We start from the raw sequence: 26,658 nt of genomic DNA, 5'->3' as shown, positions 1-26,658 counted from the left end.
CTACACTTCGGCCGTATATGGCTTGCAGAATCCCTTGTCCGCCTCGCTGCCGTGGCGGCCCGTCGGCTTGATTCACGTAACCTGCGCGAGTCGATGCAGAAGATCCTCGATCGTACTCAGGAGTCACTGGCGCACGCGTTTGCTTCGCTCGAGCAAAGCGCGAAGCGTCAACAGCGGGTGTATCTGGCGACGATCGCCTTGCTGATGCTGATCGTGGTCGTCTTTTCGTTCGCCCTGGCGGTGATCGGGGCGAGCAAGCAACTGGACTACCTGCATACTTACGCCGCGCAGAATGCGGCGGAGTTTTCGCTGGTGCTGCATCGCGAGGAATCGTTTCTGCGGCGCACCGAGTTCACGCTCGACTTCTACCAGACCACCCCCAACGTATTGCGCGTCCCCGATGCGGTCGATGACTCGATTCGCCAGAAGGGTGTTGCGCGTGGCGACGTCGAGCGGATCGGCGCCGGCTTCGACGTGTTGATCGGCGAGGCAGCGCGGACCGCGTGGGGCGACGAGCTGAGCACGAAACTCTGGCGGCTGTACGAAGCCGCGCAATCGACGCTGGTCACGCAGCAGGCCTTCGAACTCCGTCAACGCGCGGTGTTGCTCGGGCTGAACGAAGACTACGCCGCGATTTTGCCTTCGGTCGTTCAGGCGGGCGCGAGCGGCCCGCCTGCTGCACCGCCATTGCAAGCGGCGGCCGTGGGTACGTTGCGCGCGACCCTTCTGCACGAACTGCAGACGCAAACCGGCAAGCGGCTACCGGGCAAGGGCGAGCGGGTCTGGCTGGGCCCGTATCGCGACCCGCTGCAGGGCATGCAGGTGATTTCGGCGGTCAGTGCGTACTACGACGCGGACGGCAAGCCTGTCACGCTGATCGCGATCAGCATCCCGGTCGAGACGCTGCCGGCGCGTCTGAAGTGGCCCGACCGCGAAGGCGCGATGCTGCTGATGATGGCGGATCACCGCCTGATCGTGTCGTCGCCGCCGCTCGACGCGCGGCGGGTGGCCATGGTGAAGGATGTCGTGGCGCACACGCCGCCCGACACCAACCGCTATGCCCGCGACGGCGTCGTTTTCTACGAGCCGCTGACGCCCGGCTTCGGCGCGCTGGTCGGCTATGTGACCTGGAGCGGGCTGGCGTCGGCGCTGGGCTGGCAATTGGCGGTGCTCGCCGTACTCACGCTGCTGATCTTGCTGACTATCGTGCTGACCGCCCGTTTCTGGGGCTTGCGGCTGTTGCGCGTCAGCTTTGCCGAGACGTCGCGCGCATTGGAAAGCGAGACGATCAATCACATTCTGGTTAGCGCAACGCCAATTGGTTTGTGCATCGTCCGGCAAAGCGATCATTCGATTTTGACCGCGAATGCGTTGGCTAAAGAACTGCTGCATATCGAGTCGGGCAGCGAGCGCTTGCCGTCGCATATCGTCGACGAGTTTCACGCGCAGGCGCCGGATAAACCGTCCGCCAACGCGTTTGCGAAGATTGCCGCGTTCGTCGTGCCGGCCTTGCCCGCGCAGACTGCGCAGACTGCGCAGTCGGGGCAAACGCCGCCGCCCGCCGCGCCCCCCGACGATCACACCGCCGCGCCCGGCCGGTTCCTCCAGGTCACTTACGCGCCGGCCCGCTACGACGATCAGGACGTGCTGTTCTGCGCGATTCTCGATGTCACCGCGCAACATGAACTCGAACAGCAATTGCGGCGCGCGCAGCAAACTTCGGAAAACATGATGCGGGCGCGCTCGAATTTCTTCGCGTCGATGAGCCACGAAATCCGCACTCCGTTGAATGCGCTGCTCGGCAATCTCGAACTCTTTGCGCGGACGCCGGGACTCGACGCCCATACCCAGCGACTCGCGACGCTCGGCGTGGCGGCTAATGCGCTGCGCGGCATCGTCAACGACATTCTCGATTTTTCGAAGATCGATGCCGGCGAGATGCGGCTCGCCGTCGAGGTGTTCCGTCCGGTGGACGATCTGGAAAACATCGCGCTTTCGTATGCGCCGATGAAGGCGGACCGGCCGATCCGCTTCTACTCGCATCTGTCGCCAACGCTCGACCAGCCGCTGCGCGGCGATCGCACGCGCATCGCGCAGATCGTGAACAACCTGCTGAGCAACGCGTTCAAGTTCACGTCGTGCGGCAAGATCGCGTTGAGCGCGGAGATCAACGACGACCCGCAGGGCAACCCGATTCTCATCTGCCGCGTCTGCGATTCGGGGATCGGCATGGATCAGGCGCTGGTGGCGCGCATTTTCAATCCGTTCGTGCAGGGCGAGGCGAGCACGTCGAGCCGCTATGGCGGCACGGGCCTCGGCTTGTCGATCTGCGCGCGGCTGTGCGAATTGATGGGTGGGCATATTTCGGTGGAAAGCGTGCTGGGTGTCGGGAGCGCATTCCGTGTCGCGATTCCGCTCGCGCTGCCGCCGGAAGAGTCGCGCACGGCGGCCGTCGAGGCGCCGCGCCGTGGCCATGCGCTGGTGCTGTGTCAGGAGCGCGAGTCGGGACAATTGCTTGAAACCGCTCTGCAACGGAAAGGCTGGAGCGTGCACACCGAAATGTCGATGCGCGGCGCGCAAGCATGGCTGCGCGTGAATCGTCCGGATGTGCTGGTCGTGACCGGCGAATACGCTCTCGATGCGGTCGCTGAATTGCGCAAGGCGCAGGACATCGGGACGGTGTGGATCACGTACAGCGGCCCGCATTGGCCGGCTTTGCGCGGCGACGGCATTTTCGAAGTCAGCGAGTTCAGCCGCAAGGCGGTGCTGTCCGCGCTCGATCTCGCGACGGGCGGCGCGACAGGGCGCAACGCTGTTGCGACGCCGCCCGTCGATCCCGCTGTCGCGTCGCCTCACGAAGTTCCTGCCGCGTTGCAGGGGCTGAGCGTGCTTGTCGCTGAAGACAATCCGTTGATTCAAAGCCTGATCGTCGAGCAACTCACGGCGCTGGGCTGTTTGCCGACCATTGCCGGAGACGGGCGGCAAGCGCTGGCGGCCGTTCAGCAGGCGCATTTCGACGTGCTGCTGAGCGACATTCACATGCCCGTGATGGACGGGTACGAGTTGCTGGCGCGCGTGCGCCAGTCGCATCCGGATCTGCCGGTGCTGGCGTTCAGCGCGGTGACGGACACGCAGGACGCCGCCGCGTGGCGCGAGCGCGGCTTCACCGGACATGTCGCCAAACCGGCGTTGCTGGGCGAACTGGAGGCGGCGTTGCTCGAGGTCGCGTCAGCGCGTTTGCATGGCGCCGAAGAGCAGGCGGTGGCGACTAGCGAGAACGCTGCGCCGGGGTCTACCCTCAGCGCGGACGATAAAGCGCGCTACAACGCCATGCTCAGAACGCATCTGCAGAGCGAACTGCCGAGGCTGATGGCGATTGTCGACGGAGAGGATCGGGAGGCGCTGGGCGCTTGGGCGCATAGCGCGGGCGGCGCGCTCCTGATCGTGCAGGAGGAGGCCTTCGCGCAGCAATGCCGCGAGTTACAGCAGCTATGCCGCGGCAGCGAACGGTGGACGGTCGAAATGGACGAGCGCGCCATCTCGTTGCACGACGCGTTGATCGATCACTTCGGCCTGGATGGACAGTCCATGCATTGAATCGGCGGCTAGCCCGGCCCCGGCCGTCTGGCGATGAAATCGATCTCGACCAGCGCATCGCGCGCAAGCGCGGTGACGCCGATGCAGGTTCGGGCCGGTAGCGCGGTGGCGGGAAAGTAGGCGCGGTAGACGGCGTTCATCGACGCATAGTCGCGCTTGAACTCGGTCAGAAAGATGCGCGCAGCGACGACGTGTTGCAGTCCGAGGCCGGCGCCTTGCAAAACCAGCGTCAGGTTGTCCATGACGCGCTGCGTTTGCGCGACGACGCCCTCGGGTAAAGGCGCGTTGTCGTCGGTGGGCGAGGTCGGCATCTGGCCGGTCACGAAGACCCAGCCGTCGGCTTCGGTCGCGTGCGAGAAGGGGCCGACCGGCGTGGGCGCGGTCGGGATCATCCAGAAGGTGGGGGCGGAGGTCATGGGCGGGGCGGCGGCGGTTGTCGAAACGCTACGCTAACCGAACAAAACGTTATGCGCCGCTCAAGCCAGCTCGGCCGCCGCTGCCCACGACACGACAGAAAAGCGTTCTCGCTTAAACCAACCCAGTCGCGTAATACACCCCGATCACGAAGAACACCGCCATGGTCTTGATTACCGTCACCGCGAAAATGTCGCGATACGACTGACGGTGCGTCAAACCCGTCACCGCCAGCAAGGTAATCACCGCGCCGTTGTGCGGCAGCGTGTCCATGCCGCCGCTCGCCATGGCGACGACCCGGTGGAGCACTTCCATCGGAATATGCGCGGCCTCCGCGCCTTTGATGAACGTGTCCGACATGGCGGCCAGCGCGATGCTCATGCCGCCCGACGCCGAACCCGTGATACCCGCCAGCGAGCTCACCGAGACGGCGGCATTGACGAGCGGATTAGGAATGCTCTTCAGCGCGTTGCTCACCACCAGAAAACCCGGCAACGCGGCGATCACGCCACCAAAGCCATATTCCGACGCGGTATTCAACGAAGCCAGCAACGCGCCCGCCACCGCCGCCTTGGTGCCGACCGCGAAACGCTCGCGCACGCGGCCGAACGCCGTGACCACGACCATCACGATACCGAGCAGCAATGCGCCTTCCACGGCCCAGATCGCGACCACGCTCTTGATTGTCGTGGTGACCGGCGCATGGATGCCCGGCAGAATGTCCGGCGCCACCGTGTATGTCGCGCCGTACCAGTTCGGAATCCAGCGGGTCAGGAGAAAGTTGGCAACGCCCACCAGCACCAGCGGTGCCACGGCCAGCAGCGGATGCGGCAGCTGTTTCGATTCGACGCGTTCCGGTTCGTTGACGAGATTCGTGCCGTAGCCTTCGCCAGAGGCCATGGCCGCGCGGCGGCGCCATTCCAGATACGTCAGGCCGACCACGATGATGAACAGCGAACCGATCACGCCGAGCGCGGGCGCGGCCCACGACGTCGTCTTGAAGAACGTGGTCGGAATGATGTTCTGGATCTGCGGCGTACCGGGCAGCGAATCCATCGTGAACGAGAACGCGCCGAGCGCGATGGCGCCGGGCATCAGGCGCTTCGGAATATTGCTTTGACGGTACAACTCGGCGGCGAACGGATAGACCGCGAACACCACCACGAACAGCGACACGCCGCCGTAGGTGAGCAGCGCGCACACCGCGACGATCACCGCATTGGCGCGCGAGCGGCCGATATAGCGAATGGCCGCGGCCACGATCGACTCCGAGAATCCGGACAGTTCGATCACCTTGCCGAACACGGCGCCGAGCAGAAACACCGGAAAGTAGAGCTTCACGAAGCCGACCATCTTCTCCATGAAGATGCCGGTGAAGACCGGCGCGACAGCGGACGGATCGGTCAGCAGCACGGCGCCGAGCGCGGCGATCGGCGCAAACAATATGACGCTGTAGCCGCGATACGCGGCAAACATCAGAAACGCCAGGGCGGCGAGGACGATGACAAAGGACATTGAGTCTCCAAAGCTTGGTTGTTCTACGTGGTCGCCGTCCCGACGACGCGACGGCACGGCCGCCCGCAAACGCAGGTTCCGTGCCATCTGCGGCATAACGGCTAGGCCATTGATTTCGCAGGCCGAAGGTCGAAACGTGATGCGGCCGATTGTACCCAAACGTCTCCAAAACGGGACGCAATTCAGCAGAAGATACGCCAAACCGAGGTTAAACCCTTATCGGGTAGGCTTGCTGGCGATCTCTTCCATGAGATAAGCTTGTCTCCAGAATGAGAAAAGCATAAGTAGAACGATAGCCGGAGACAGCGACAACATGATGAACGACTGGGCAGGCCTGCCCGCCACGTACGGCGACGTACTTCGCCGCGCAATGGACTCGCTATTCCGCACCTTTGAAAATTTCAGCGAAGGCACGTTCATTGTCGACGCCGAAGCGCGCGTTGTCTGGATCAACAAGCGCTACGCGGCGCGGTTTGGTTTCTCGGACCCGCAACAGGCAATAGGCCGCGATTGCGAAGCGGTGATTCCCAACAGCCTGATGCGCGAGGTCGTGAAGACCGGCAAACCGATTCTCCTCGATATTCTGGAAACGGACCGCGAGCCGCTCGTGGTCACGCGTTTGCCGCTCAAGGACGACGCCGGCAACACGGTCGGCGCGGTGGGTTTTGCGCTGTTCGACGAGCTGAAGGCGCTGACGCCGCTCTTTTCTCACTACTCGCGCGTGCAGCAGGAATTAATCGCGACGCGTCAGTCGCTGGCGCAGGCGCGGCGCGCTAAATATACGTTCGGCAGTTTCGTCGGCACGAGTGCCGCCAGTCTCGAAGTGAAACGCCAGGCGCGGCGCGCGGCGCAGCTGGAGTCGCCGGTGCTGTTGCTCGGTGAAACCGGCACGGGAAAGGAGTTGCTCGCGCATGCCATCCACGGCGGCTCGGCGCGTGCGAACCAGCCGCTCGTCACCGTCAACGTCGCGGCGATTCCCGATACCTTGCTCGAGGTCGAGTTCTTCGGCGCCGCGCCGGGCGCGTACACCGGCGCGGACCGCAAGGGGCGGGTCGGCAAATTCGAGCTGGCGAACGGCGGCACGCTGTTTCTCGACGAAATCGGCGATATGCCGTTGCCCCTGCAAGGCAAGCTGCTTCGCGTGTTGCAGGACAAGGAGTTCGAGCCGCTCGGCTCGAACCGGATCGCTCGCGCCGACGTGCGCATCATCGCCGCGACATCGGCGGATTTGCCCGCGTTGGTCGCGGCGGGGCGCTTTCGCGCCGATCTGTTCTACCGGCTGAATGTGCTGACGATCCAGGCGCCGCCATTGCGCGAACGCGCGTCCGACATCGAAGCGCTGGCCTACGCGATGCTGGAGGATCTGTCGACGCAAGCACGCGGCGGCAATCACTTCGAATTGCAAGACGATGCCTTGCGCCTGCTGTGTTCCCATGGATGGCCGGGCAATGTGCGCGAGTTGCGCAACACGCTGGAGCGGGCCGTGATGCTGTCCGACAGCGAGCGGATCGATGCGCGGGCGCTTGCGCCGTTGCTTGGCATGACGCACGGTGCCGGTGGTACGGGCACAAGCGCAGGCGTGGCCATCGGCACGGCTCCAACGACGCATGCGTCATCCGGGACGCCCGCCACCGCCGCCGAGCCCGCGTCATGGAGCGACGCAATGGCCGCGTTCGAAAAGCGTTTCCTGAGCGATGCATTGCGCGCCAACGGCGGCCGCGTGATCGACACCGCCGTGCAAATCGGCATGGGCCGTGCCACGCTCTACAAAAAGATTGCGGCCTACGGTATCGACGCGTAGCGAAACCCGCTCATATCGAGTGACGCAGCGTAATAGTCGCGTGGCACAATCGCGTGATCGAAAAACAAGACGTGATCGGGGTTTCAAATGAAACGCAGTCTCTCCTTCTTGGCGCGCCGGGCCAGCGTTATCGCGGCGGTTGGCGCCTTCGCGGCGTTGACCGGTTGCAGCAGCAGCGCGCCGCTGTTCTTGCCGGACGGCCGCGTCACCACGCTGGTTCAATGTCCGGTCGGTTCCGACTCCTGCACGCAACAAGCCAACGCAAGCTGCGGCGGCGCGTTCGACGTGGTGCGTCAGTCCAACGAGAACGGCACGCTCAGTCTGATCTACGCCTGCCGCCCTAAGTAACGCTTTGCCAGCGTCATGCTGACGCTTCGCTTTCCATTGTTCAACGAAGGCGAAGCGCCCTGTCTCACAGCTTTCACTTTGCCCCGGCACACTCAAGCGGCTGGGGAATCACCGTCTCCGCAATAAGTGTGATGTGGTCGGTCATGTCATATCCGCGCCAGGTAATCGTTTCTTCAGGCAATTCTCATACGAAATACCATTGCGCCGTTTTTTCTGATTATTTCCAATCACGCCATTAATCATGCCAATTGCAGGGCGTTCATTTTTATCGTCTCTATTCGGATTCGGTGCGGCACCTAACGGAACGCGAAGTTTCACGGCAGTATGCTTTTCCGGAGGCTGGCTATATCACACATCACGCAGCTTTTGCCGATTTTATAAATGGACCAGAGAATAAACGAAGAATAATTTTCCGTAAGGGTTTACGGTGGTACTTCGTTGCGGCACGCTTTATGCTTTGTTGATTGCTTCGAAATGAGTTCAATCAGTATTCCGGGGAAAAGCAATGGATCATCACCAACTCGAAAAAGATATTGAGCATCTTGAGCACGTCATCTCACACATTTCCGCTGAAGACCGCATTCCGCTGTCCTACTGGCGCGGCCGCGTCGATTCGGTGTCCGGCGCGGTGCGGATGCCCGCCCAGGCCAGCCGTGTCAAACGACTCAACGCGGTTCTGTTGGCGCTCGAGCAACGGCAAAAAGTGTGACGCGTCACCCTGGTGGGCGAACAGTGTGTCACCCCAGATCGGGTAACGTTTTCTGAAAAAAACGGTAACGGTCATTATTTCCGAATCAGAGTGTACGTTATCTTTGACCCGACTTGCGTCGTATCAGGCGTTACGATTGCACGGGTTTTCCAGTGCGGATCGTCGACGACCGGACGACGCACGGGCGGGTGAAACATAAATGGGCGAATGAGTCCTCCACTGATTCAGGATAAACATGCAACCAGCAGGACTTTCAGCGACGCGACTGACGGCGCTGACGAATGCCATGCAAGGCTACGTGGAGCGTGGCGAAGTAGCTGGTGTGGTGTCGATGGTTTGGCGGCGTGGTGAAATCGGTTATTTCGAACCATTGGGCTGGCGCGATGAAACCGCGCAATTGCCAATGGAACGCGACACGCTATTTCGCATCGCGTCGATGACCAAGCCGGTCACGAGCGCGGCGATTCTGATGTTGATCGAAGAAGACCGCCTCGCGCTGGATACACCGATCTCGCTATGGCTGCCCGAACTCGGCACGCCGCGCGTATTGCGCGACCCCACCGGCCCGCTCGACGAAACCGATCCGGCCAAGGCGCCGCTCACCGTGCTCGATCTGTTGACGCATCGCGCGGGCTTCGCCTATCACTTCACGGCGACCGGGCCGTTGGCGGAAGCTTACGCGGCCGCGTTCAACGGCTTCGAAGCGCACGGCGACACCGGCGCGTGGCTCACCCGCATCGCGTCGTTGCCGTTGATGTTCCAGCCGGGTTCGCGCTGGCACTACGGCATCGCGACCGACGTCCTCGGCGTGCTGGTCGAGCGTGTGAGCGGCATGTCGCTCGGCGAGTTCTTCCGCACGCGGATTTTCGAGCCGCTCGGCATGCGCGATACCGCGTTCTGGGTGCCCGACTCGCAGCTTGCCCGGCTGGCGACCGCCTATGGCGTCGAACCGGGCACACGGCAGCGGGTGGTCGAAGATCACCCGTCGGCGAGCCGTTGGGCAAATCCCGGACGGTTCCAGAGCGGCGGCGGCGGTCTCGTGTCGACGGCCGCGGACTATCTGCAGTTCGCGCAACTGTTGCTCGGCCGCGGACGAGTCGGCGCGACGCGCTTGCTGTCGCATCGCTCGGTCGATCTGATGCGCTCTAACTTTCTCACGCGCGACCAGCGCCGCGTGCCCGCGTTCGGCCATGTGCTGTGGGCCGGGCAGGGGTTCGGGCTGGGCTTGTCGATCGTCGACGATCCGGCGCAGCAATTGCCGCTCGGCTATCGCTCGCTCGGCTCGTTCGGTTGGCCGGGCGCGTACGGCACAAGCTGGTTTGCCGATCCGGTGGAAGACCTGATCGGCCTGATGCTGATTCAGCGGCGCGGGATCGAACCGTTCCCAATGGCACTCGACTTCGAACGCCGCGTGTACGATGCAATTGACGATTGAATACGCCGGCTGCGCTCGCTAAGCGGCCCGCCTGGAAAGCCCGCAAAGGCGGGCCTCCCTGAGCGGGCCTCCCTATCCGGCACTTTATTCATCTGATAGTGTCCCCGAGGGGACTTCCTCAGGGGGCGTCCTGCAGTTCGTCCACCCAATCGGAGCATCCGCCATGGCCACGTACAAGCAGTTGACTGCCCAGCTCGAAAAACTCCACAAGGAAGTCGCCGTGGCCCGCGAGAAGGAAATTGCGCAGGCAATCGCCGACATCAAGCAGCAGATCGTCGACTACGATCTGACGGCCGAAGAGCTCGGTTTTTCGAGCAAGCGTGTGCCGGGGCGTAAAACGGCGTCGGTCGCCAAGTATCGCAACCCGAAAACCGGCGAGACCTGGAGCGGTCGCGGCCGCTCGCCCGGCTGGTTGGCGGGCAAGAATCGCGAGCGCTTTCTGATCGAAAGCTGACGGCTGGCGTTGCGTGGCGCGTGCCGGGACAGCGCGTCGCGCGGTCTGAGGTGATGTTGCACGCGGTCTTCTCCGCACCACTGGGCAGGTCCCGAAAACTCTCACCTTTGACCTCGGCCCGAGTGGCGGACACCCCGCGTTTTTTGCGTGGCGCATGCCGGGCCGCGTGGTTTCGGTAAGCCTGGTTTTGTCCACTGACGCACCTTCGGGCGTGCTTGTCGTCGTTGTCGCGAGCTTGCCGCCCATTCCTCCTAAACCCGCGCCGGCCTTGGCTGACGGGCTTTACCAGGCGATCCGAAGCATCGGTTTCCGCCGCTTTTAATCGCGTATCGTCTCTCTTTTCCGCTTCGCGTTATCCGTGCGTGAGCGTCGTCTCGCGCAATCACCTTTCCGCGTGATTCGGGCTTCACCGTCGCCGGTCCCGAAAACCCTCACCTTTACGTTCGCCTCGGGCCGCCGCCCTTCGGCGCGCTCCGCACAAACCCGGAGTTGAGTTCGCCTCATACCCCGCATCAAAACTCATCGTTACAGGGGCGGGGTGGCCGAACAGCACAATCGCTCATCCCTTTACCCCCAACGGAATGACCATGAGCGTATCGACGGACAAACAACTCTTTATCGGCGAAGGATTCGAAGGCCCGGGCGTCAACCTCGCTCACATCAACGTGCTGGTCGGCCCGCGCAACGGTCCGGCAGGACAGGCCTTCGCCACGGCCCTGGCGACGCCTTCAGCGGGTCACGCGCCGTTCGTCGTGATCGCGCGTCCGGGCGTGCCGACCAAGCCTTTGACGCTGTATGTGAACAAGGCGCAGATCGGCAGCGATTTCCACGGCAACGCGACATGGGGCGCTTCGCAAGCGGGCATCGCGAAGGCGGTCGCCGAGTCGCTGGAAAACGGCACGCTGCCGCCCGAAGCGGAAAACGATTGGGTGGTGGTGTCGGCGAACTGGGTCAATCCGGGTACGGACGATCTCGACGCCGTCTTCGAGAACAACTACCGCGCGTGCAAGAACGCCATTCTTGCCGCGATGAAAGGCCTGCCGCATCGCGATGAAGTATTCGCCGCCGCGCGCGAAGTGTCGAATCCGTTCTATACGCCCAAACAACGTTGATCGTGTGACGCGCCACGTAGCGCAGCCTCGTACGACAGGAGACAAACATCATGGAATACATTCGCCTCGGCCATTCCGGCCTCAAGGTATCGCGTTTGTGCCTCGGCACGATGAACATGGGTACGCCGCAATGGAAGCCTTGGATCTTCGACGAAGCGCAAAGCGAGCCGATCGTTCGTCACGCGCTCGAAGCGGGCGTGAACTTCATCGACCTCGCGGATTTCTATTCGACCGGCGTCGGCGAAGAAGTGGTGGGCCGCATTCTGAAGCGCATTGCGCGTCGCGAGGAAATCGTCGTGACCACCAAGGTCGGCTATGACATGGGCGCGTATCAGAACGCCGGCGGCCATTCGCGCAAGCACATCATGGACGGTATCGACGGCTCACTGACACGCCTGGGCATGGATTACGTCGATCTCTACATGCTGCATTTCTTCGACGTCAACACGCCGGTCGAAGAAAGCATGAGCGCGATGAACGATATCGTACGCGCCGGCAAGGCCCGCTATATCGGCGTGTCGACCATGTACACGTGGCAGTTCGCGAAGATCATGCAGGTCTGCGAGCGCGACGGCTGGCACAAGCCGATCAACATGCAATTGCAGTTGAATCTGGCGTATCGCGAGGAAGAGCGCGAAATGATTCCGTATTGCCAGGATCAGGGCGTCGGCGTATCCGTATTCAGTCCGCTGGCGCGCGGCCTGCTGACCTGCGATCCGAACTCGACGCGCAATCAGACCGACTTCTTTACCGCGCAAATGTATGGCGACGAGGCTTCGCGCGAGATCGCCGCGTCGGTGGCGCGGGTGGCCGCACGGCGTGGCGTGTCGGCCGCGCAGATCGCTCAGGCGTGGGTGCTGAATCACCACGGCGTCGCGAGCATGCTGGTCGGCGCGGATACGCCGGCGCAGTTCGACAGCGCCGTGGCCGCGCTCGGCACCACGCTTTCGGCGGATGAGCTGTTCGAACTCGAACGCAATTACACGCCGTGCGATCTGATCAACGATTACACCGCGGGACGGCGCATTGCTCGTGAGCCTCGGCTCGCGCAGGGCACGTTCGTCGAGAATCTGGAGAAAGCGGCATGAACGAATTTCTGCGCACGGCGCATTACATTGGCGGCGAGTGGGTCGAAAGCGCCAGCACGTATGCCGTGCTGAATCCCGCGACCGGCGAGGTCGTCGCCGAGGTCGCGAAAGGCGGCGCGCAAGAAACCGCGCAGGCGATCGCCGCGGCCGAACGTGCATTTCCCGCGTGGCGTGCATTGACCGCCAAAGAGCGCGGCGCACGCGTCAAACGCTGGGGCGAGTTGATGCTTGAAAACCGCGAAGCGCTCGCCGAACTGCTGACGCTCGAGCAAGGCAAACCGCTCGCCGAAGCGCGCGGCGAAGTCGGCTACGCCGCCAGCTTCTTCGAGTGGTTCGCGGAAGAAGCGAAGCGCGCGTATGGAGACGTGATCCCGAGTCCCAATCCGAACGCGAAGATCATCGTGACGCGCGAACCGGTAGGCGTGGTCGCGGCCATCACGCCGTGGAATTTCCCGCTGGCGATGATTACGCGCAAAGCCGGTCCCGCGCTCGCGGCCGGTTGCACGATGGTGCTCAAGCCGTCGGAGGAAACGCCGTTGTCCGCGTTGGCGCTCGCGGTGCTGGCGCAGAGGGCCGGCATTCCGCCGGGCGTGTTCAACGTGGTGTCCGGCGACGCGGTGGCGATCGGCGGCGTACTCACCGAATCCGACGTGGTGCGCAAACTCTCGTTCACCGGCTCGACGCGCGTCGGCAAACTGCTCGCGAAACAGTCGGCGGACACGCTGAAGAAGCTGTCGCTCGAACTCGGCGGCAACGCGCCGTTCATCGTATTCGACGACGCCGATCTCGACGCCGCCGTGCAAGGCGCGATGGCGTCGAAATTCCGTAACACCGGGCAGACCTGTGTGTGCGTGAATCGCTTCTACGTGCAGGACGGTATTTACGATGCGTTCCTGCAAGCGCTGACGAACGCGGTGCGCAAGATGCGCGTCGGGAACGCGTTGCAAGGCGAGGTTGAACAAGGTCCGCTGATCAATCAGGCGGCGCTGAAGAAGGTCGAAACGCACGTCGCCGATGCGTTGCAAAAGGGCGCGAAGATTCTGACCGGCGGCAAACCGCATGCGCTCGGCGGCACGTTCTACGAGCCGACCGTTCTCGCCGATGCCTCCAGCGCGATGCTGATTGCCGCCGAAGAAACGTTCGGTCCGGTCGCGGCGTGCTTCCGCTTCAAGACTGAAGAAGAAGCCATCCACGCGGCCAACGACACACCGTTCGGCCTGTCGGCGTATTTCTATACGCGCGACCTGGCGCGGGCGTGGCGCGTGGGCGAAGCGCTGGAAAGCGGCATGGTCGGCATCAACGAGGGGATTCTGTCGACGGAAGTCGCGCCGTTCGGTGGCGTCAAACAATCGGGCCTCGGCCGCGAAGGCTCCAAGTACGGGCTCGACGAATACACCGAGCTGAAATACATGATGATGGGCGGCCTCGGGCGCTGATCGGCAAACCTGCGCGTCTCGCCACGCGCGTGCCGGAGATATGCCGCGGAACACACGCGGCGCAACCAGGCACAACCGGGCGTGCGGCCTCATGCCGACCACGCCCGGTCATTCATAAACACGAAGGAGACAGCGTGAGCAATCAGGATATCCAGACGGCCACCCTCGGCCTTGCCCCTACCTTGCCGGCTGCTGCGGCCCCTGCGCGCGGCCCCGTTTCGCTCGACGACGTTCCGCTGAACGCCTTTCACATCAAGATCGCCGGCCTGACGTTCGGCGCGCATTTCACGGAAGGATTCGCGCTCGGCACGATCGGCTACGCGCTTGCCGCGATGAATCGCCAGATGCCGCTCGACGCGTTCTGGATGGGCATGATCGGCAGTTCCGCGCTGATGGGGATTTTCCTCGGCAGCCTGGTGTTCGGCTGGTTGTCGGATCGGCTGGGACGCCAGAAAATTTTCTGTTGAGTTTTCTTATCATCACCGCGGCCGCGTTTGCGCAGTTCTATGTGCGCTCGCCGGCTGAATTGTGTTTGCTGCGTGTGCTGATCGGCTTCGGCATGGGCGGCGATTTCGCGGTGGGGCATGCGATTCTCGCGGAATTCTCGCCGCGCAAGCACCGTGGCACGTTGCTCGGCTCGTTCAGCGTGGTGTGGACGATCGGCTATGTGGTGGCGAACGTGCTCGGCATGCATTACGCCGACGCATCGCCCGATGCCTGGCGGTGGCTGCTTGCCTCCGCGGGGGTTCCCGCGCTGATCGTGCTGGTGCTGCGCATGGGCACGCCGGAATCGCCGCGCTGGTTGCATGGCAAAGGGCGCGTCGCGGAAGCCCGCGCAGTCCTGCTCAAACATTTCGGCGCGCACGTCACACTCGACGGCGGCCACGACGAACACGGTCAGACGGCCGGCGGCTTCGCGCGTCTGTTCAGAAAAGACCTGATTCGCCGGACGTTTTTCAATTGCGCGTTCTTTGTGTGCCTCGTCATTCCTTATTTCGCGATCTATACGTTCCTGCCAACCATCCTGAAAGCGATCCATTTGAACAACGACTCGAGCGCGGATTTTCTGCTGAATGGTTTTCTCGTGCTCGGTGCGTTGATCGGTATCTGGCTGACGATCAAACTGCCGCGCCGGGTGTTCCTGATCGGGTCGTTCGCGGTGACGTGTTTGTCGCTGATCGCGTTGAGCGTGCTGCCGGAGTCGGCGGCGATGGGCATGATCGTCGCATTCGCGATCTTCACGCTGACGATGTCGGCGTTCTCGAATCTCGTCGGCGTATTTCCGCCGGAATGCTTCCCCACCGAGGTGCGCGCCTGCGGTGTCGGCCTCGCGATTGCCTGCAGCCGGCTGGGTTCGGCGGTCGGCACGTTTTTGTTGCCGTTAGGCATCGCGCACTTGGGGTTTCACGCGACGATGACCGTGCTCGCGGCGGTGCTGCTGATCGGCATGGTGGTGTCGATAGCGTGGGCGCCTGAGACGAAGCACCTTACGCTCAACGAAGCCAGCGGCGCCTAACACCAACGCGCTGCAACGCATAAAAAACCCGCCGCATCGGCAACGATGCGGCGGGTTTTCTATTTGTGGCTCGAATTGCGGCTCGAACATTCAATTCGCGCGCTCTTTTTTGGATTTTTAGGAGAAGTCTGATTTTCTCCTTGTTCGAAAAACGTGCCTCCAGAAACGCCTCAAACTCCACCTCCCTTCCTATCTCAATTAATAAGAATCGTCCTAGATATTTAAGAGATACGAAATCTTAATATTTCTTTGCGCCTGAAAGACAGGCCACTTTTCAACTTACCGGAGCAGCAACCATGAAAGCAATTCTTCCCGCTATCGCGATCGCAGCCAGCGGCATGATGGGTCTCGCATCGCTCAGCGCGCACGCCGCGGATGGCACGATCACCATTACCGGCACGGTGTCGGATACCACGTGCTCGATCAACGGCGCGGCAACGGGCACCTCGGCCGACAAGTCGATCACGTTGCCGTCGGTGTCGGCAGGTTCGCTGTCGACGGCGGGTAATGTCGGCGGTACGTCGAGCCCGAGCGACCTCGCGCTGACCCTGAGCGGCTGCTCGGGCGCCGCCACCAAGGCGATCGCCCGTTTCGAAAACGGCCCTACCGTCGACCAGAACAACGGTTACCTCAACAACTCCGGAACGGCGACGAAAGTGCAAGTGCGTTTGCTGAACGCGCAGATGCAACCGATCAACATCACCACGAATGCGAACAACGACATCTCGGCGAATGCGACGATGATCACCAGCGGTGGCGCGAGCCTGAAGTATTTCGCGCAGTACTACTCGGCGGGTAAGGCAACCGCCGGCACCGTCAGTACGTCGGTTCAATACACGATGCAGTATCAGTAAGCGAAGAACGAAGGCGTTCGTCGACGCGAGCGCCTTTTTTTAACGGCTATTTTCAAGATTATTGTCAAAGGTGCTGTGATGAAGTTGCTCGGAAAAATGACGACGGGAATCGGTTTTGTCTGCGCTCTGCTGGCGGGCGGCGCACAGGCCAGCGTGACGATCGGTGGTACGCGCGTGGTGTATCCGCTCGAGCAACGCGAAGTCACGGTCAAACTGGACAACGACAGCCGCGGCCCGTCGCTGGTTCAGGTATGGATGGACGACGGCAATGCGGATGCAAAACCTGGCGAAATCAAGGTGCCGTTCGTGATCACGCCGCCGATCTTCCGGATGGATCCGAAGAAAGCGCAGACGCTGCGCGTGATGTATAGCGGCGAAGCGGTGCCGCAGGATCGCGAATCGATCTATTGGCTCAACGTTCTCGACATTCCACCGAAGGCCGACAGCGCGCCGGATGTCAACTCGCTGCAAATGGCGTATCGCACGCGTATCAAGGTTTTCGTGCGTCCGGCCAGATTGCCGGGCAAGCCCGAGGACGCACCGGCGCAGTTGACCTGGAAGATCGCGACGTCGCCGGATGGTAAAGGGCAAGCGGTCAGCGTCACGAATCCGACGCCTTACTACGTGTCGTTCAGCGAAGTCGACGTGGAAAGCAACGGGCATGTCTTCAAGAACGAACAGGGCGGCATGGTTGCACCGCGTGCATCGGTGGTTTTGCCGATCGCAAAGATGAATGCCGTGGGCGCCGGCGCCAAGGTTCACTACACCGCCATCAACGACTACGGCGGCGCGCTCGACGGCGACGCGTCGCTCGGCCAGTAGACCGCGGCAGTTTGCCGGCTGGACGGCCGCCTCCGTCCGAATTCAACTTTTTTCAAACATGGCGTGCGTTGCATCCGCAACGCACAGGGATAACGCACGTCGGTTGCGGGCATGGGAAGTCGGTCAGATCATGAAACTCTCAGCGGATCAACGGTCGCAAGTTCGCGCTAGCGCGTTCGCAGGTCCGTTCGGCCTTAGCCCCGTCGCTGCCGTCGTCTTGTCGGTTTTTGCGGTGTTGGGCGGCGTCCAGTCGGCGAGCGTGAGTGCAGCTGAAGCCCATAATGCGGACGCCGCCGTCCAGTTCGATACGACGTTTCTGCACACCGATGCGACTCAAGGCGTGGACCTCACGCGATTCGCACGCGGCAATACGGTGTCGGCGGGCGTGTATTCGGTCGACGTCTGGGTCAACGACATTCGGGTGGCGCGTCAGGATCTGCGCTTTGTCGCGGCACGCGATGGACAAAGCGCTCGCGCTTGCTTGAGCCGTCAGATGCTGGAAACGCTGGGTGTCGATTTTGCCAAGGTCGACGCGAACCGGAGCGGCGCCGCTGCCGCCGAATGCGTCGATCTCGCTGCTCTGGTGCCGGAGTCGTCGATCGACTTTGATTTTTCGGAGCAGAAGTTGACGCTGGGCGTGCCGCAGAAATACCTGCGTAATGCCGCACGTGGCTATGTGCCGCCCGACATGTGGCAAACCGGCGTCAACGCGGGCTTCGTCAGCTACAACGCGAATGCGTACCGCACTGCCGGCCCGGGCATGGATTCGACGCAGAGCTACCTTGGTCTGAATGCCGGCGTGAACATCGGCGCGTGGCATGTGCGTCATCAATCGTCCGTGTCACAGCAAAGTGGCCAGGCCACGCGTTTCGACGACATCGCGACCTATGTGCAACATGACGTGGCCGCGCTGAAATCGCAGGTGACGCTGGGCGATGGCTACACGACCGGCGATGTATTCGACAGCGTGCAGTTCCGCGGCGCGCAGATCGCCACCGACGACCGCATGTTGCCCGAATCGCTGCGCGGCTTTGCGCCGGTCGTGCGCGGCACGGCGGAAACGAATGCGCGCGTGTCGATCCGGCAGAACGGTCAGGTGATCTATGAAACGAGCGTGTCGCCTGGCCCGTTCGAAATCAATGACCTGTACGCGACCGGCTATGGCGGCAACCTCGACGTGACGGTGACCGAGGCCGACGGTCGCACCAAGCGTTTCACCGTACCGTATGCCGCGGTCGCGCAGTCTCTGCGGCCGGGTACGACGCGTTTCTCGGTGACGGCCGGCCAGTTGCGCAACGCAACCCTCGACACAAAGCCGAACTTTGCGCAGTTCACCCTGCAACGCGGCCTCACGAACTCGGTGACGGCCTATGGCGGCGGCGTCGCGGCAAACGGTTATGTGGCGGCCGATATCGGCGCGGCGCTCAACACGAAGTTCGGCGCATTTTCAGCCGACGTGACCGCCGCGCAGACCCACGTGCCGAACCAGAGTGCCCAGCGCGGCGCCAGCCTGCGCATCGGCTACAGCAAGTTCATCGATCCGACCCACACGAACATTTCCGTGGCGGCTTACCGCTACTCGACAGCGGGCTTCATGAATCTGTCGGATGCCGCGTCCGTGCGCGACCTCGCCCTGCACGGCGGCGATATCAATTCGGTTTATCGGCAGCGCAACCGTCTCCAGCTCTCCGTGAACCAGAACTTCAAGAACTACGGCTCGGTGTTTCTGAGCGCGTCGGCTCAGCAATACTGGAATCACGACGGCAGCGACACGTTCTATCAGGCTGGCTATACCAACAGCTACCAATACGGAACCTACAGCGTGACTGCTGGACGCACACGCAGCGCCAACGGTTCGATGTCGAATCAGTTCATGGTCAGCACCACCATTCCGCTTGGCCACGGCCAGCATGCGCCTTTACTGTCGACCAATCTGTCGAACCAGGCAGGCAGCACGAACCTGCAGGCCAACGTCAGCGGTTCGCTCGGCGATGCCAACCAGTACGCGTATAACGCTTACGGCACGTATGGCAGCGGTAACGGCGGCAGTTCCGCCATTGCCGGCGTGAGCGGCACGTATCGCGCGCCGTATGCGCAGATGACGGCGTCCGCGAGTTCCGGTTCCCAGTCGAGCCAGGTGTCGGCGGGTATCAGCGGCTCGGTCGTCGTGCATCCGGGCGGCGTCACGCTGTCGCAGACCGTGGGCGACACCTTCGGTATCGTCGAGGCGCCGGGTGCGGCGGGCGCGAAGGTGACCAGCGCGCCGGGCGTCAAGCTCGATCGGCGTGGTTACGCGGTGGTGCCGTACCTCACGCCGTATGGCATGAATACAGTCGATATCGACCCGAAGGGCACGTCGACCGATGTCGAGTTCGAATCGACCTCGGAACAGGCAGTACCGCGCCTCGGGTCGGTTGTCATGCTGAAGTACAAAACCGTGAGCGGTCGTGCCGCGCTGATTCGCGCGCCGCAATTGGGCGGCAAGGCGCTGCCGTTCGGCGCCGATGTGGTGGATGGCAACGGGCGCACCGTGGGCGTCGTGGCGCAGGACAGCCGGATTTTTGCGCGTGGCCTCGAAGATCAGGGTGCGCTGTTTGTGAAATGGGGCGCCGCAGTGTCGGAAGAATGCCGTATCGACTATGTGTTGCCGAAGAAGACGGAGAAGGCGGCCACGGCCTATACATCGGTGCAAGCGCATTGTCTTGCCGGCGGTTAAACGGATCGGCCCGCTACGATTTACGCCGACTGGCAGGCGCCGTGTCCTTCGGCCGGCACCTCCTTTCCCGCCTTCCGCCCCCATGACGTGTATCATTCGTTCCCTGCGCTGTTCTGCGCTGGCGATTCCCGGATTGTCGAACGCTCGTTCGTGACCTGTTTCCGACGCGCTCGGGTTGCCACTGTGACGCGGGTTCCGGCCCAACTCCCGCAGCTCGACGCCGCCGCGCAAGGCGTGGCACGCCGGTAGCCACAAGCCGCCGGCAACCGCCCGAACCCCTATCCGTGACCGCCAGACCCGATGTCAGTCTCCGAACTCAAACGCCGCCGCACGTTCGCGGTCATTTCCCACCCGGACGCGGGTAAAACCACGCTCACCGAAAAACTGCTGCTGTTCTCGGGCGCGATTCAGATCGCCGGCACCGTGAAGGGCCGCAAGAGCAACCGCTACGCGACGTCCGACTGGATGGAAATCGAAAAGCAGCGGGGCATTTCGGTGGCTAGTTCGGTGATGCAGTTCGAGTACGGCGACGCCGTCATCAACCTGCTCGACACACCGGGCCACGAAGACTTCTCCGAAGATACGTATCGCGTGTTGACCGCGGTCGACGCTGCCGTGATGGTGATCGACGGCGCGAACGGTGTCGAAGCGCAAACGCTGAAGCTGCTCGAAGTCTGCCGCAGCCGCAAGACGCCGATCGTCACCTTCATCAACAAGCTCGACCGCGAAGTGCGCGAGCCGCTCGAACTGCTCGATGAAATCGAGCAGCATCTGGGTGTGGCGGCCGTGCCGTTCACCTGGCCGATCGGCATGGGCAAGGAATTTCAGGGTGTCTACGACATCCAGCGCGATCAGGTGCGGTTGTTCCGCGCCGGTCAGGATAAGGCGGGTGGCGAGGTCGAAACGCTGCAGGCGCTGAGCAACGAAGAAGGCGAACGCCGCTTTGGCCATAGCTGGGTGAAGTCGAAAGAAGAAATCGATCTGATCACCGGTGCGTCGCCCGACTTCGATCGCGAGCAATTTCTTGCCGGTCAGCAATCGCCGGTGCTGTTCGGCTCGGCGATCAACAACTTCGGCGTGAAGGAAATTCTCGACGCGCTGGTCGATCTGGCGCCGCCGCCGTCCATGCGCATGACCGTGCAGCGTCCGGTGCTGCCGGACGAGCCGAAATTCACTGGCGTCGTGTTCAAGGTTCAGGCGAACATGGATCTGGCGCACCGCGACCGCGTGGCGTTTATCCGTGTGTGTTCGGGGCACTTCGAGCGTGGCATGGCCGTGAAGGTGACGCGCACCAACAAGACGTTCCGCGCCAATAACGTGGTGACGTTCCTGTCGCAACGTCGTGAGACGGTGAGCGAGGCGTATCCGGGCGACATCATCGGTATTCCGAATCACGGCACGCTGAGTCTCGGCGATACGTTGACCGAAGGCGAAATGCTGCAATTCGTTGGTCTGCCGTTCTTCGCGCCGGAAATTTTCCAGACGGTGGAAGTGGTCGACCCGATGCGCGCCAAGCAACTCGGCGAGGCGCTCAAGCAGCTCGGCGAGGAAGGCGCGATTCAGGTGTTCCGTCCGGAAGTCGGCGGCTTGATGATTCTCGGCGCGGTTGGACAACTGCAGTTCGAAGTGGTGTCGCACCGGTTGTCGACCGAATACAAGGTCGATGTGCGGATGGCGCCGGCACGTTACCGCATGTCACGTTGGGTGACCTGCGACGACGCCGCCGAATTGCGCCGCTTCACCGATTCCTACGCGGCGCGGATCGCGCTCGACGCGTCGGATGCGCCGACGTATCTGGCGTCGCACGTGTCGGAAATTGAAGTAGCGCAGAAGGCGTGGCCGAAGATCGTGTTCAACGAATTGCGCGAGCATTCGGGCGCGCCGTTCAAGAAGACGATGTAAATCCACTAGCGCTAGTGCCCGGTTTCGGCTCTTCCCAGCGCCTCACCGCAAAGCAAAAAAGGCCCCGTCATTCTCGACGTGGCCTTTTTGCTTTTTTGGGTAACGCGACTATTGATAGGTCATCGTGAATATAGCCGTGGCATTGACGGTGCCCGGCGTCACGGATGCGGCACCCAAACGGTAGTACTGCGCGAAAAACTGGAACGATGTATTGCCTGTGGTACCGGAAGTCAACTGAAGTGGGCTATCTAGCGCAATTGCCGAACGTGAGGCATTGAGTAACTGCACGCCTATGCCCGTTGCCGTACCGTTCGACGCTATGACGTTCGGCATGCCTGACGAGGACGTGGACGAAAACGTGACAGCCACCGAAACACCCGTCTGGCAAGTCAGGCCGATGGAAAACGGCGTATTCGCGGCCGTGGAACCCGCCGATGGAAAGGCGGACGCGCTAACCGGACGTAGCGCGACGGTTTGAGCGGCCGTATCGGCCGTGACAGAACAGGTGACGGGGCGAATGGCACCCGTCGTGACCGTCAGTCTGTTCGAGCCGTTGTTGAGTTGGATACCCGTATTCAGGACGCCGCTGACGAACTGGGCCGAAGCGATTGTGCCGCCAGTCACGGTGCCGGTCTTCACCAGTTCAAGCGTGCCCGAGACATTGAAGCTTCCGTTCGAACTGGTACTGCCCAACGACGAATCGGCACCGCAAGCCCCCGATTGATTAAGCGCGACGCCTTGACCGTTGCGCATGCGCATACCGACACCGGGCAGCCCCGTTGTGAATACTCCGGGCATTCCAGACACAGGGGTTTGGCCCGATGCGCAAACAACGACCGGTATATCGAATGTTGCGGAATTGGTGCATTGCCCTGATAGCGTGAAGCTCTGAACGGTGCCGGGAATCGTATCGCCGGCCACGAGCGAATTGGATATGGCCAACGTCCCATAGGTGAACGTTTTCGGCAGGCCGGTAGTGGGGCAGTCCGCGCGCGCGTTGGCGGTCCAGCACAACGTAAAAACGACAAGCAAAATCACGCGCACGGCGGCTCGCGTGGTGTTGATGGGGTGGCGCATCGTCGGTTCCTGCGGATCGGGGCTGTTGTGCGAGAAGACTTGCCCGTCTGCCTCACGTCATGACTGAAACGCTCGACAGCTTTCGTCCTTGGTGCCCTCCCGGCCTTACCACAATGCTGCCGTGGCTATCCAGAATTTTGATCCACCGGTGTCTCAAATTAAATCGGAACATTCTTAGGTTTTTGAGACATGTGACGGGGATATCGCGGACCGTTCCAGCCCTTACCCTACCTTCAATCCCTCTTCCCGCATCCACCCCGCAAACGCCTGCACATGCTCAAGCTCCGCATGGCGCTGCGCCACATCCAACCAATACCCAAACGGCCCCGTCACTTCGATATCGGAAAACTGCGCAAGACTTCCATCCGCGAGTTCGTCGACGATCATGTTCCGGTCGACGATCGCCAAACCCGCGCCTTTGCGCGCGGCGCGAATCGCCTGTTCGAGCGTCGAGAACTCGATACCGTTTTCGGCGTAGTGCGCGGGCAACCCGGCTTTGGCCAGCCAGTTCGGCCAGAGATCCAGCCGGGCGTCGTTATGCAGCACATGCAGCGCGGGCATCTGTCCGAGCAACTGATCGAGCGGCTGTCCAAGCAGGCGCGGCGCGCCGACCAGCACGTGACGCTCGATCATCAGCAATTCGGAATGGGCGTCGGCCAGCGCATGGCGGCCGAAGCGGATGTTGCAATGACAGTCGCTGGTCGGTTCGGTGCGGATCGACAGCTCGACGTCAGGCAGTTCCACCGCGAGCGACCCGAGCCGCGGAGAAAACCATTGCGTCGCAAAGGTGGGTGGCACGGCGACCACGAGGCGGCGCTGCCCTTTTGCTGCGGTAATTTGGCGGAAGCCGCGCTCGATGGTGTCGAACGCCTCGGACAGGCACGGCAGGAACTGCAACCCGGCCGGCGTCAACCGAATGCCCTTGTGATCGCGCTCGAACAGCTTCGCGCCCAGCGATTCCTCGAGCAGTTTGATCTGCCGGCTCACCGCGCCTTGCGTCACGCACAGCGCCGTCGCCGCGCGATTGAAGCTCATATGACGGGCCGTTTCTTCGAAGAAGCGCAACGCGATCAACGAGGGCAAGCGTCGCATACATCACCTTCTATTTCTTTAGTCATGCGGTGCGGGCGGGTCAGGGTGCGAGCCGCACTGCGGAATGGATGGCCGTACTGCGTACGGACCGCGCGTTGTCTCCCACGCGCCGCGCGAGCCGTGATCGGCTCGCGTCTTTATTCAGGCATGCCGGTTGGCATCGCTTGAGATTGTCGCATTGACGCTGGATATTGTGCTTGGAGAGCCGGAAAAAATTCCACCGCATGAAGATGAACATCAAGCGGAATCCGCAACTTGTCATGCGAGCGCTCGCGCAGCGCCGCGCAAGCGCCCGACTTCGCCTATCCTGACGAAGACGCGCGTCCGGCGATCAAGCCGCCGCGCCTTCCCACTCTACGGAGCGCCCGTGACCGTCCGCAACCTCGACGCCTTATTCCGACCCAAATCCGTCGCCGTGATCGGCGCGTCCGAGCGGCCAGGCAGCACCGGTGCGATGGTGTGGGCGCGCGTACTGGAAGGCGGCTTCGACGGTCAGCTGTGGCCGGTCAATCCGAATCACACCAGCCTGGGCGGCCACAAGGTGATCGGCGACGTCGGCGATCTGCCGCAAGCGCCGAGCGTCGCGCTGATCTGCACGCCGCCGGCCACGTGGCCTGGCATCATCCACAAACTCGGCGGACTAGGCACGCGGGCGGCGATTATCGTCGGCGAGGCGCGCAGCGATGACGACCGGCTCGCGTTGCGTCATGCGCTTTCGGCGGCGCGGCCGCATCTGCTGCGGATCGTCGGACCAGGCAGTCTCGGCGTGGTGTCGCCGGCGCTGCGCGCGCATCTCGGCGCGCCGTCGTGCACGGTCAAGGCGGGCGGCGTCGCGTGGGTGTCGCAGTCGAACGCGCTGACCAATGCGGTGCTCGGCTGGGCGCATGCGCGCGGGCTCGGTTTTTCGCACGCGGTCGCGCTGGGCGGCGAGGCGGATGTTGACGCGGGCGACGTCCTCGATTATCTGGCGAGCGATCCCGGCACGCGCGCCATTCTGCTCGAACTCGACAGCGTGCGCGCGGCGCGCAAATTCATGTCGGCGGCGCGCGCGGCGGCGCGCAACAAGCCGGTGCTGGCGCTGCGTTCAGGGCGCGCCGATCCCGCCGACGCCCTCTATACGGCCGCGTTCCGCCGTGCCGGCATGGTGCGCGTCGACGCGCTCGACGATCTGCTCGACGAAATCGAAACGCTCGGCGTGGGCCGCGTCGCGGCCGGCGCGACGGCGACGCTGATTACCAGCGACCGAGGCCTCGCCACGCTCGCCTGCGACGCCTTCGCGGCGGCCGGCGACACGCTCGCGCCGTGGCCCGACGAGGCGTCGGACGCGTTGCGCGAGGTTCTGCCGCACGCGGTGGGCGGCAACCCGCTGCAACTGGGCGACGACGCCCGGCCGGAGCACTTCGGCACCGCGCTCAAGCTGCTCGCGGACCATCGCAGCACCGGCACGGCGTTCGTGGTGCACGCATCGACGCATGGCGCACCGGTCGGCGAAGTCGCGCAGGCGTTGATCGAGAACCAGCGGTTCGCGTACCGAGGCTTGCTGGCGTGCTTCTTCGGCGGCGTGGATGCCGCCACGCGCGACGCATTGCACGCGCAAGGCATTCCGGTTCATACGACGCCGCAGCGGCTCGCTCGCGCTTTCGCTCGCCTGATCGATTACCGGATGGGACGCGAACTGCTGATGCAGACGCCAGAAGGTTTGCCGGCGCAGATTCCGGCGTCGATCGACGCCGCGCAGGCGCAAGCGCGCGAGGCGCTGACGGCCGGCGAGCACCAACTCACTGGCGCCGCGGCGATGACGTTTCTCCGGCGGTTCGGGTTGCGGGTCGAGACGCAACCCGATTTCGCGGAAAGCGACGCCGCACCGTCCACGCGGCCGGTTGTCGATATCGCCGTGGAACTCCACGACGACGACAACTTCGGCCCGGTGTTCCGCTTTGTCGCGCCGTCGGTGGACGGCGTATCCGAAGCGCTGCGCGTCTACGGCCTGCCGCCGCTGAATCCGATGCTGGCGCGCGATATCGTCACGCGTTCGCGCTACGCGCGGCTGGTGTCGCCCGAGCCGGCACTGGCCGCGTTGACGGCGCTCTCGCAGGCGGTGTGCGACGTCAAGGAAATCGTGGGCCTGGCATTGACGCTACGGGTTTTCAAGGAACACGTGGTTGTCGTCAACCCCACGCTGAGGATTGCCACCACGCGCAGCCGGCTCGCGATCGTGCCGTATCCGCGCCGCTTCGAAGAGACGCTCGACTGGCAAGGTTTGCAGGTGACGGTGCGGCCGATCCGTCCCGAAGACGAGGCCGCGCACCATGACTTCGTCGAAGCGATGACGCCGGAAGATTTGCGCCTGCGGTTTTTCGGCGCGGTGGGAAGCTTCGACCACTCGCAACTTGCACGCATGACGCAGATCGACTACGACCGCGAGATGGCGCTGATCGCGACGATCGTCAACGACGAAGGTTTCACGCGCACGCTCGGCGTCGTGCGCGCCGTGGCCGATCCCGACAACGAAACGGCCGAATTCGCGGTGGCGGTGCGCTCGGATCAGAAAGGCCGGCGGCTCGGTCAATTGCTGATGGACCGTATCATCAAATATGCGCGGGCGCGCGGTATCCATTGGCTGGTCGGCGAGGCGTTGCGCGAAAACGGTCCGATGATTGCTCTCGCCAAGGCTTGCGGCTTCACGGTCACGCGGACGGAAGACCCGGGCGTGGTCGGCTTTCGCATGGCGCTAGACGACGCGGCCGACGCCACCTCGTAGCCAGCGTCA

General features: G+C 62.9%; 19 protein-coding genes and 1 pseudogene. 15 read left to right on the top strand and 5 right to left on the bottom strand.

What is annotated here, in order from left to right; genetic code table 11:
• Window positions 1–93 precede the first annotated feature (93 nt).
• Window positions 94–3,597: an ATP-binding protein gene (locus tag B0G83_RS29900; protein WP_105510992.1), complete on the top strand. Its 3,504-nt coding sequence runs from the start codon at window positions 94–96 to the stop codon at window positions 3,595–3,597.
• An 8-nt stretch (window positions 3,598–3,605) separates the two neighbouring features.
• Here the strand turns inward: B0G83_RS29900 and B0G83_RS29895 are convergent, their stop codons facing one another.
• A complete protein-coding gene (locus tag B0G83_RS29895; RefSeq protein ID WP_105510991.1) occupies window positions 3,606–4,013 on the bottom strand; it encodes a RidA family protein in 408 nt (135 codons plus the stop codon).
• Window positions 4,014–4,125: 112 nt separating this feature from the next.
• The gene (locus B0G83_RS29890; RefSeq protein WP_105510990.1) at window positions 4,126–5,526 is read right to left on the bottom strand and encodes a GntP family permease; all 1,401 of its coding nucleotides are present in this window, start codon (window positions 5,524–5,526) and stop codon (window positions 4,126–4,128) included.
• Window positions 5,527–5,839: 313 nt separating this feature from the next.
• Here B0G83_RS29890 and B0G83_RS29885 point away from each other — a divergent pair, with 313 nt between their 5' ends.
• Window positions 5,840–7,327 (top strand): sigma-54-dependent Fis family transcriptional regulator, encoded by a 1,488-nt coding sequence (locus tag B0G83_RS29885; protein WP_105510989.1) that lies wholly within the window; start codon window positions 5,840–5,842, stop codon window positions 7,325–7,327.
• 87 nt (window positions 7,328–7,414) lie between these two features.
• Window positions 7,415–7,675 carry a hypothetical protein gene (locus tag B0G83_RS29880; RefSeq protein ID WP_105510988.1) on the top strand — a complete coding sequence of 87 codons (261 nt, stop codon included), beginning with the start codon at window positions 7,415–7,417 and terminating at the stop codon, window positions 7,673–7,675.
• Between the two features lie 141 nt (window positions 7,676–7,816).
• On the opposite strand, the gene B0G83_RS38770 is transcribed toward B0G83_RS29880, so the two are convergent.
• Window positions 7,817–7,993, bottom strand: coding sequence for a hypothetical protein (locus B0G83_RS38770; protein ID WP_181157136.1), 177 nt, complete (start codon window positions 7,991–7,993; stop codon window positions 7,817–7,819).
• Between the two features lie 187 nt (window positions 7,994–8,180).
• On the opposite strand from B0G83_RS38770, the gene B0G83_RS29875 reads away from it, so the two are divergent.
• The 11 genes and pseudogenes from B0G83_RS29875 to B0G83_RS29825 all read left to right on the top strand — a co-directional run bounded on the left by B0G83_RS29875 (window position 8,181) and on the right by B0G83_RS29825 (window position 21,719).
• Window positions 8,181–8,384, top strand: a complete 204-nt coding sequence (locus B0G83_RS29875; RefSeq protein ID WP_105510987.1) for a hypothetical protein — start codon at window positions 8,181–8,183, stop codon at window positions 8,382–8,384.
• A gap of 235 nt (window positions 8,385–8,619) precedes the next feature.
• Entirely contained in the window at window positions 8,620–9,819 is a 1,200-nt protein-coding gene (locus B0G83_RS29870) for a serine hydrolase (protein ID WP_105510986.1), read from the top strand.
• Window positions 9,820–9,982: 163 nt separating this feature from the next.
• Window positions 9,983–10,273: an H-NS family nucleoid-associated regulatory protein gene (locus B0G83_RS29865; RefSeq protein ID WP_105510985.1), complete on the top strand. Its 291-nt coding sequence runs from the start codon at window positions 9,983–9,985 to the stop codon at window positions 10,271–10,273.
• A gap of 587 nt (window positions 10,274–10,860) precedes the next feature.
• Complete coding sequence (gene fae / locus B0G83_RS29860) at window positions 10,861–11,385, top strand: formaldehyde-activating enzyme (RefSeq protein WP_105511071.1); 525 nt, start codon at window positions 10,861–10,863, stop codon at window positions 11,383–11,385.
• A gap of 50 nt (window positions 11,386–11,435) precedes the next feature.
• Entirely contained in the window at window positions 11,436–12,473 is a 1,038-nt protein-coding gene (locus B0G83_RS29855) for an aldo/keto reductase (RefSeq protein ID WP_105510984.1), read from the top strand.
• Entirely contained in the window at window positions 12,470–13,909 is a 1,440-nt protein-coding gene (locus B0G83_RS29850; RefSeq protein ID WP_105510983.1) for an NAD-dependent succinate-semialdehyde dehydrogenase, read from the top strand. Before B0G83_RS29855 ends, B0G83_RS29850 begins: the two co-directional genes overlap by 4 nt.
• A gap of 134 nt (window positions 13,910–14,043) precedes the next feature.
• A pseudogene (locus B0G83_RS29845) lies at window positions 14,044–15,425 on the top strand (MFS transporter).
• 296 nt (window positions 15,426–15,721) lie between these two features.
• Window positions 15,722–16,279 (top strand): fimbrial protein, encoded by a 558-nt coding sequence (locus tag B0G83_RS29840; RefSeq protein WP_105510982.1) that lies wholly within the window; start codon window positions 15,722–15,724, stop codon window positions 16,277–16,279.
• A 78-nt stretch (window positions 16,280–16,357) separates the two neighbouring features.
• Window positions 16,358–17,101, top strand: coding sequence for a fimbria/pilus periplasmic chaperone (locus B0G83_RS29835; protein WP_105510981.1), 744 nt, complete (start codon window positions 16,358–16,360; stop codon window positions 17,099–17,101).
• A gap of 130 nt (window positions 17,102–17,231) precedes the next feature.
• Complete coding sequence (locus tag B0G83_RS29830) at window positions 17,232–19,817, top strand: fimbria/pilus outer membrane usher protein (RefSeq protein WP_105510980.1); 2,586 nt, start codon at window positions 17,232–17,234, stop codon at window positions 19,815–19,817.
• 300 nt (window positions 19,818–20,117) lie between these two features.
• Complete coding sequence (locus B0G83_RS29825) at window positions 20,118–21,719, top strand: peptide chain release factor 3 (RefSeq protein ID WP_105510979.1); 1,602 nt, start codon at window positions 20,118–20,120, stop codon at window positions 21,717–21,719.
• Between the two features lie 108 nt (window positions 21,720–21,827).
• Here B0G83_RS29825 and B0G83_RS29820 read toward each other — a convergent pair whose 3' ends face one another.
• Window positions 21,828–22,796, bottom strand: a complete 969-nt coding sequence (locus B0G83_RS29820; protein WP_105510978.1) for a fimbrial protein — start codon at window positions 22,794–22,796, stop codon at window positions 21,828–21,830.
• A 222-nt stretch (window positions 22,797–23,018) separates the two neighbouring features.
• Window positions 23,019–23,888: a LysR family transcriptional regulator gene (locus tag B0G83_RS29815; protein WP_105510977.1), complete on the bottom strand. Its 870-nt coding sequence runs from the start codon at window positions 23,886–23,888 to the stop codon at window positions 23,019–23,021.
• A 367-nt stretch (window positions 23,889–24,255) separates the two neighbouring features.
• Here B0G83_RS29815 and B0G83_RS29810 point away from each other — a divergent pair, with 367 nt between their 5' ends.
• The gene (locus B0G83_RS29810; RefSeq protein ID WP_105510976.1) at window positions 24,256–26,649 is read left to right on the top strand and encodes a GNAT family N-acetyltransferase; all 2,394 of its coding nucleotides are present in this window, start codon (window positions 24,256–24,258) and stop codon (window positions 26,647–26,649) included.
• Window positions 26,650–26,658 lie beyond the last annotated feature (9 nt).

The organism is Paraburkholderia sp. BL21I4N1 (assembly GCF_002973525.1).
Lineage (GTDB): Bacteria > Pseudomonadota > Gammaproteobacteria > Burkholderiales > Burkholderiaceae > Paraburkholderia.
Note: the sequence above shows the minus strand (reverse complement) of the source record. Positions and strands in the feature narration are given on the sequence as shown.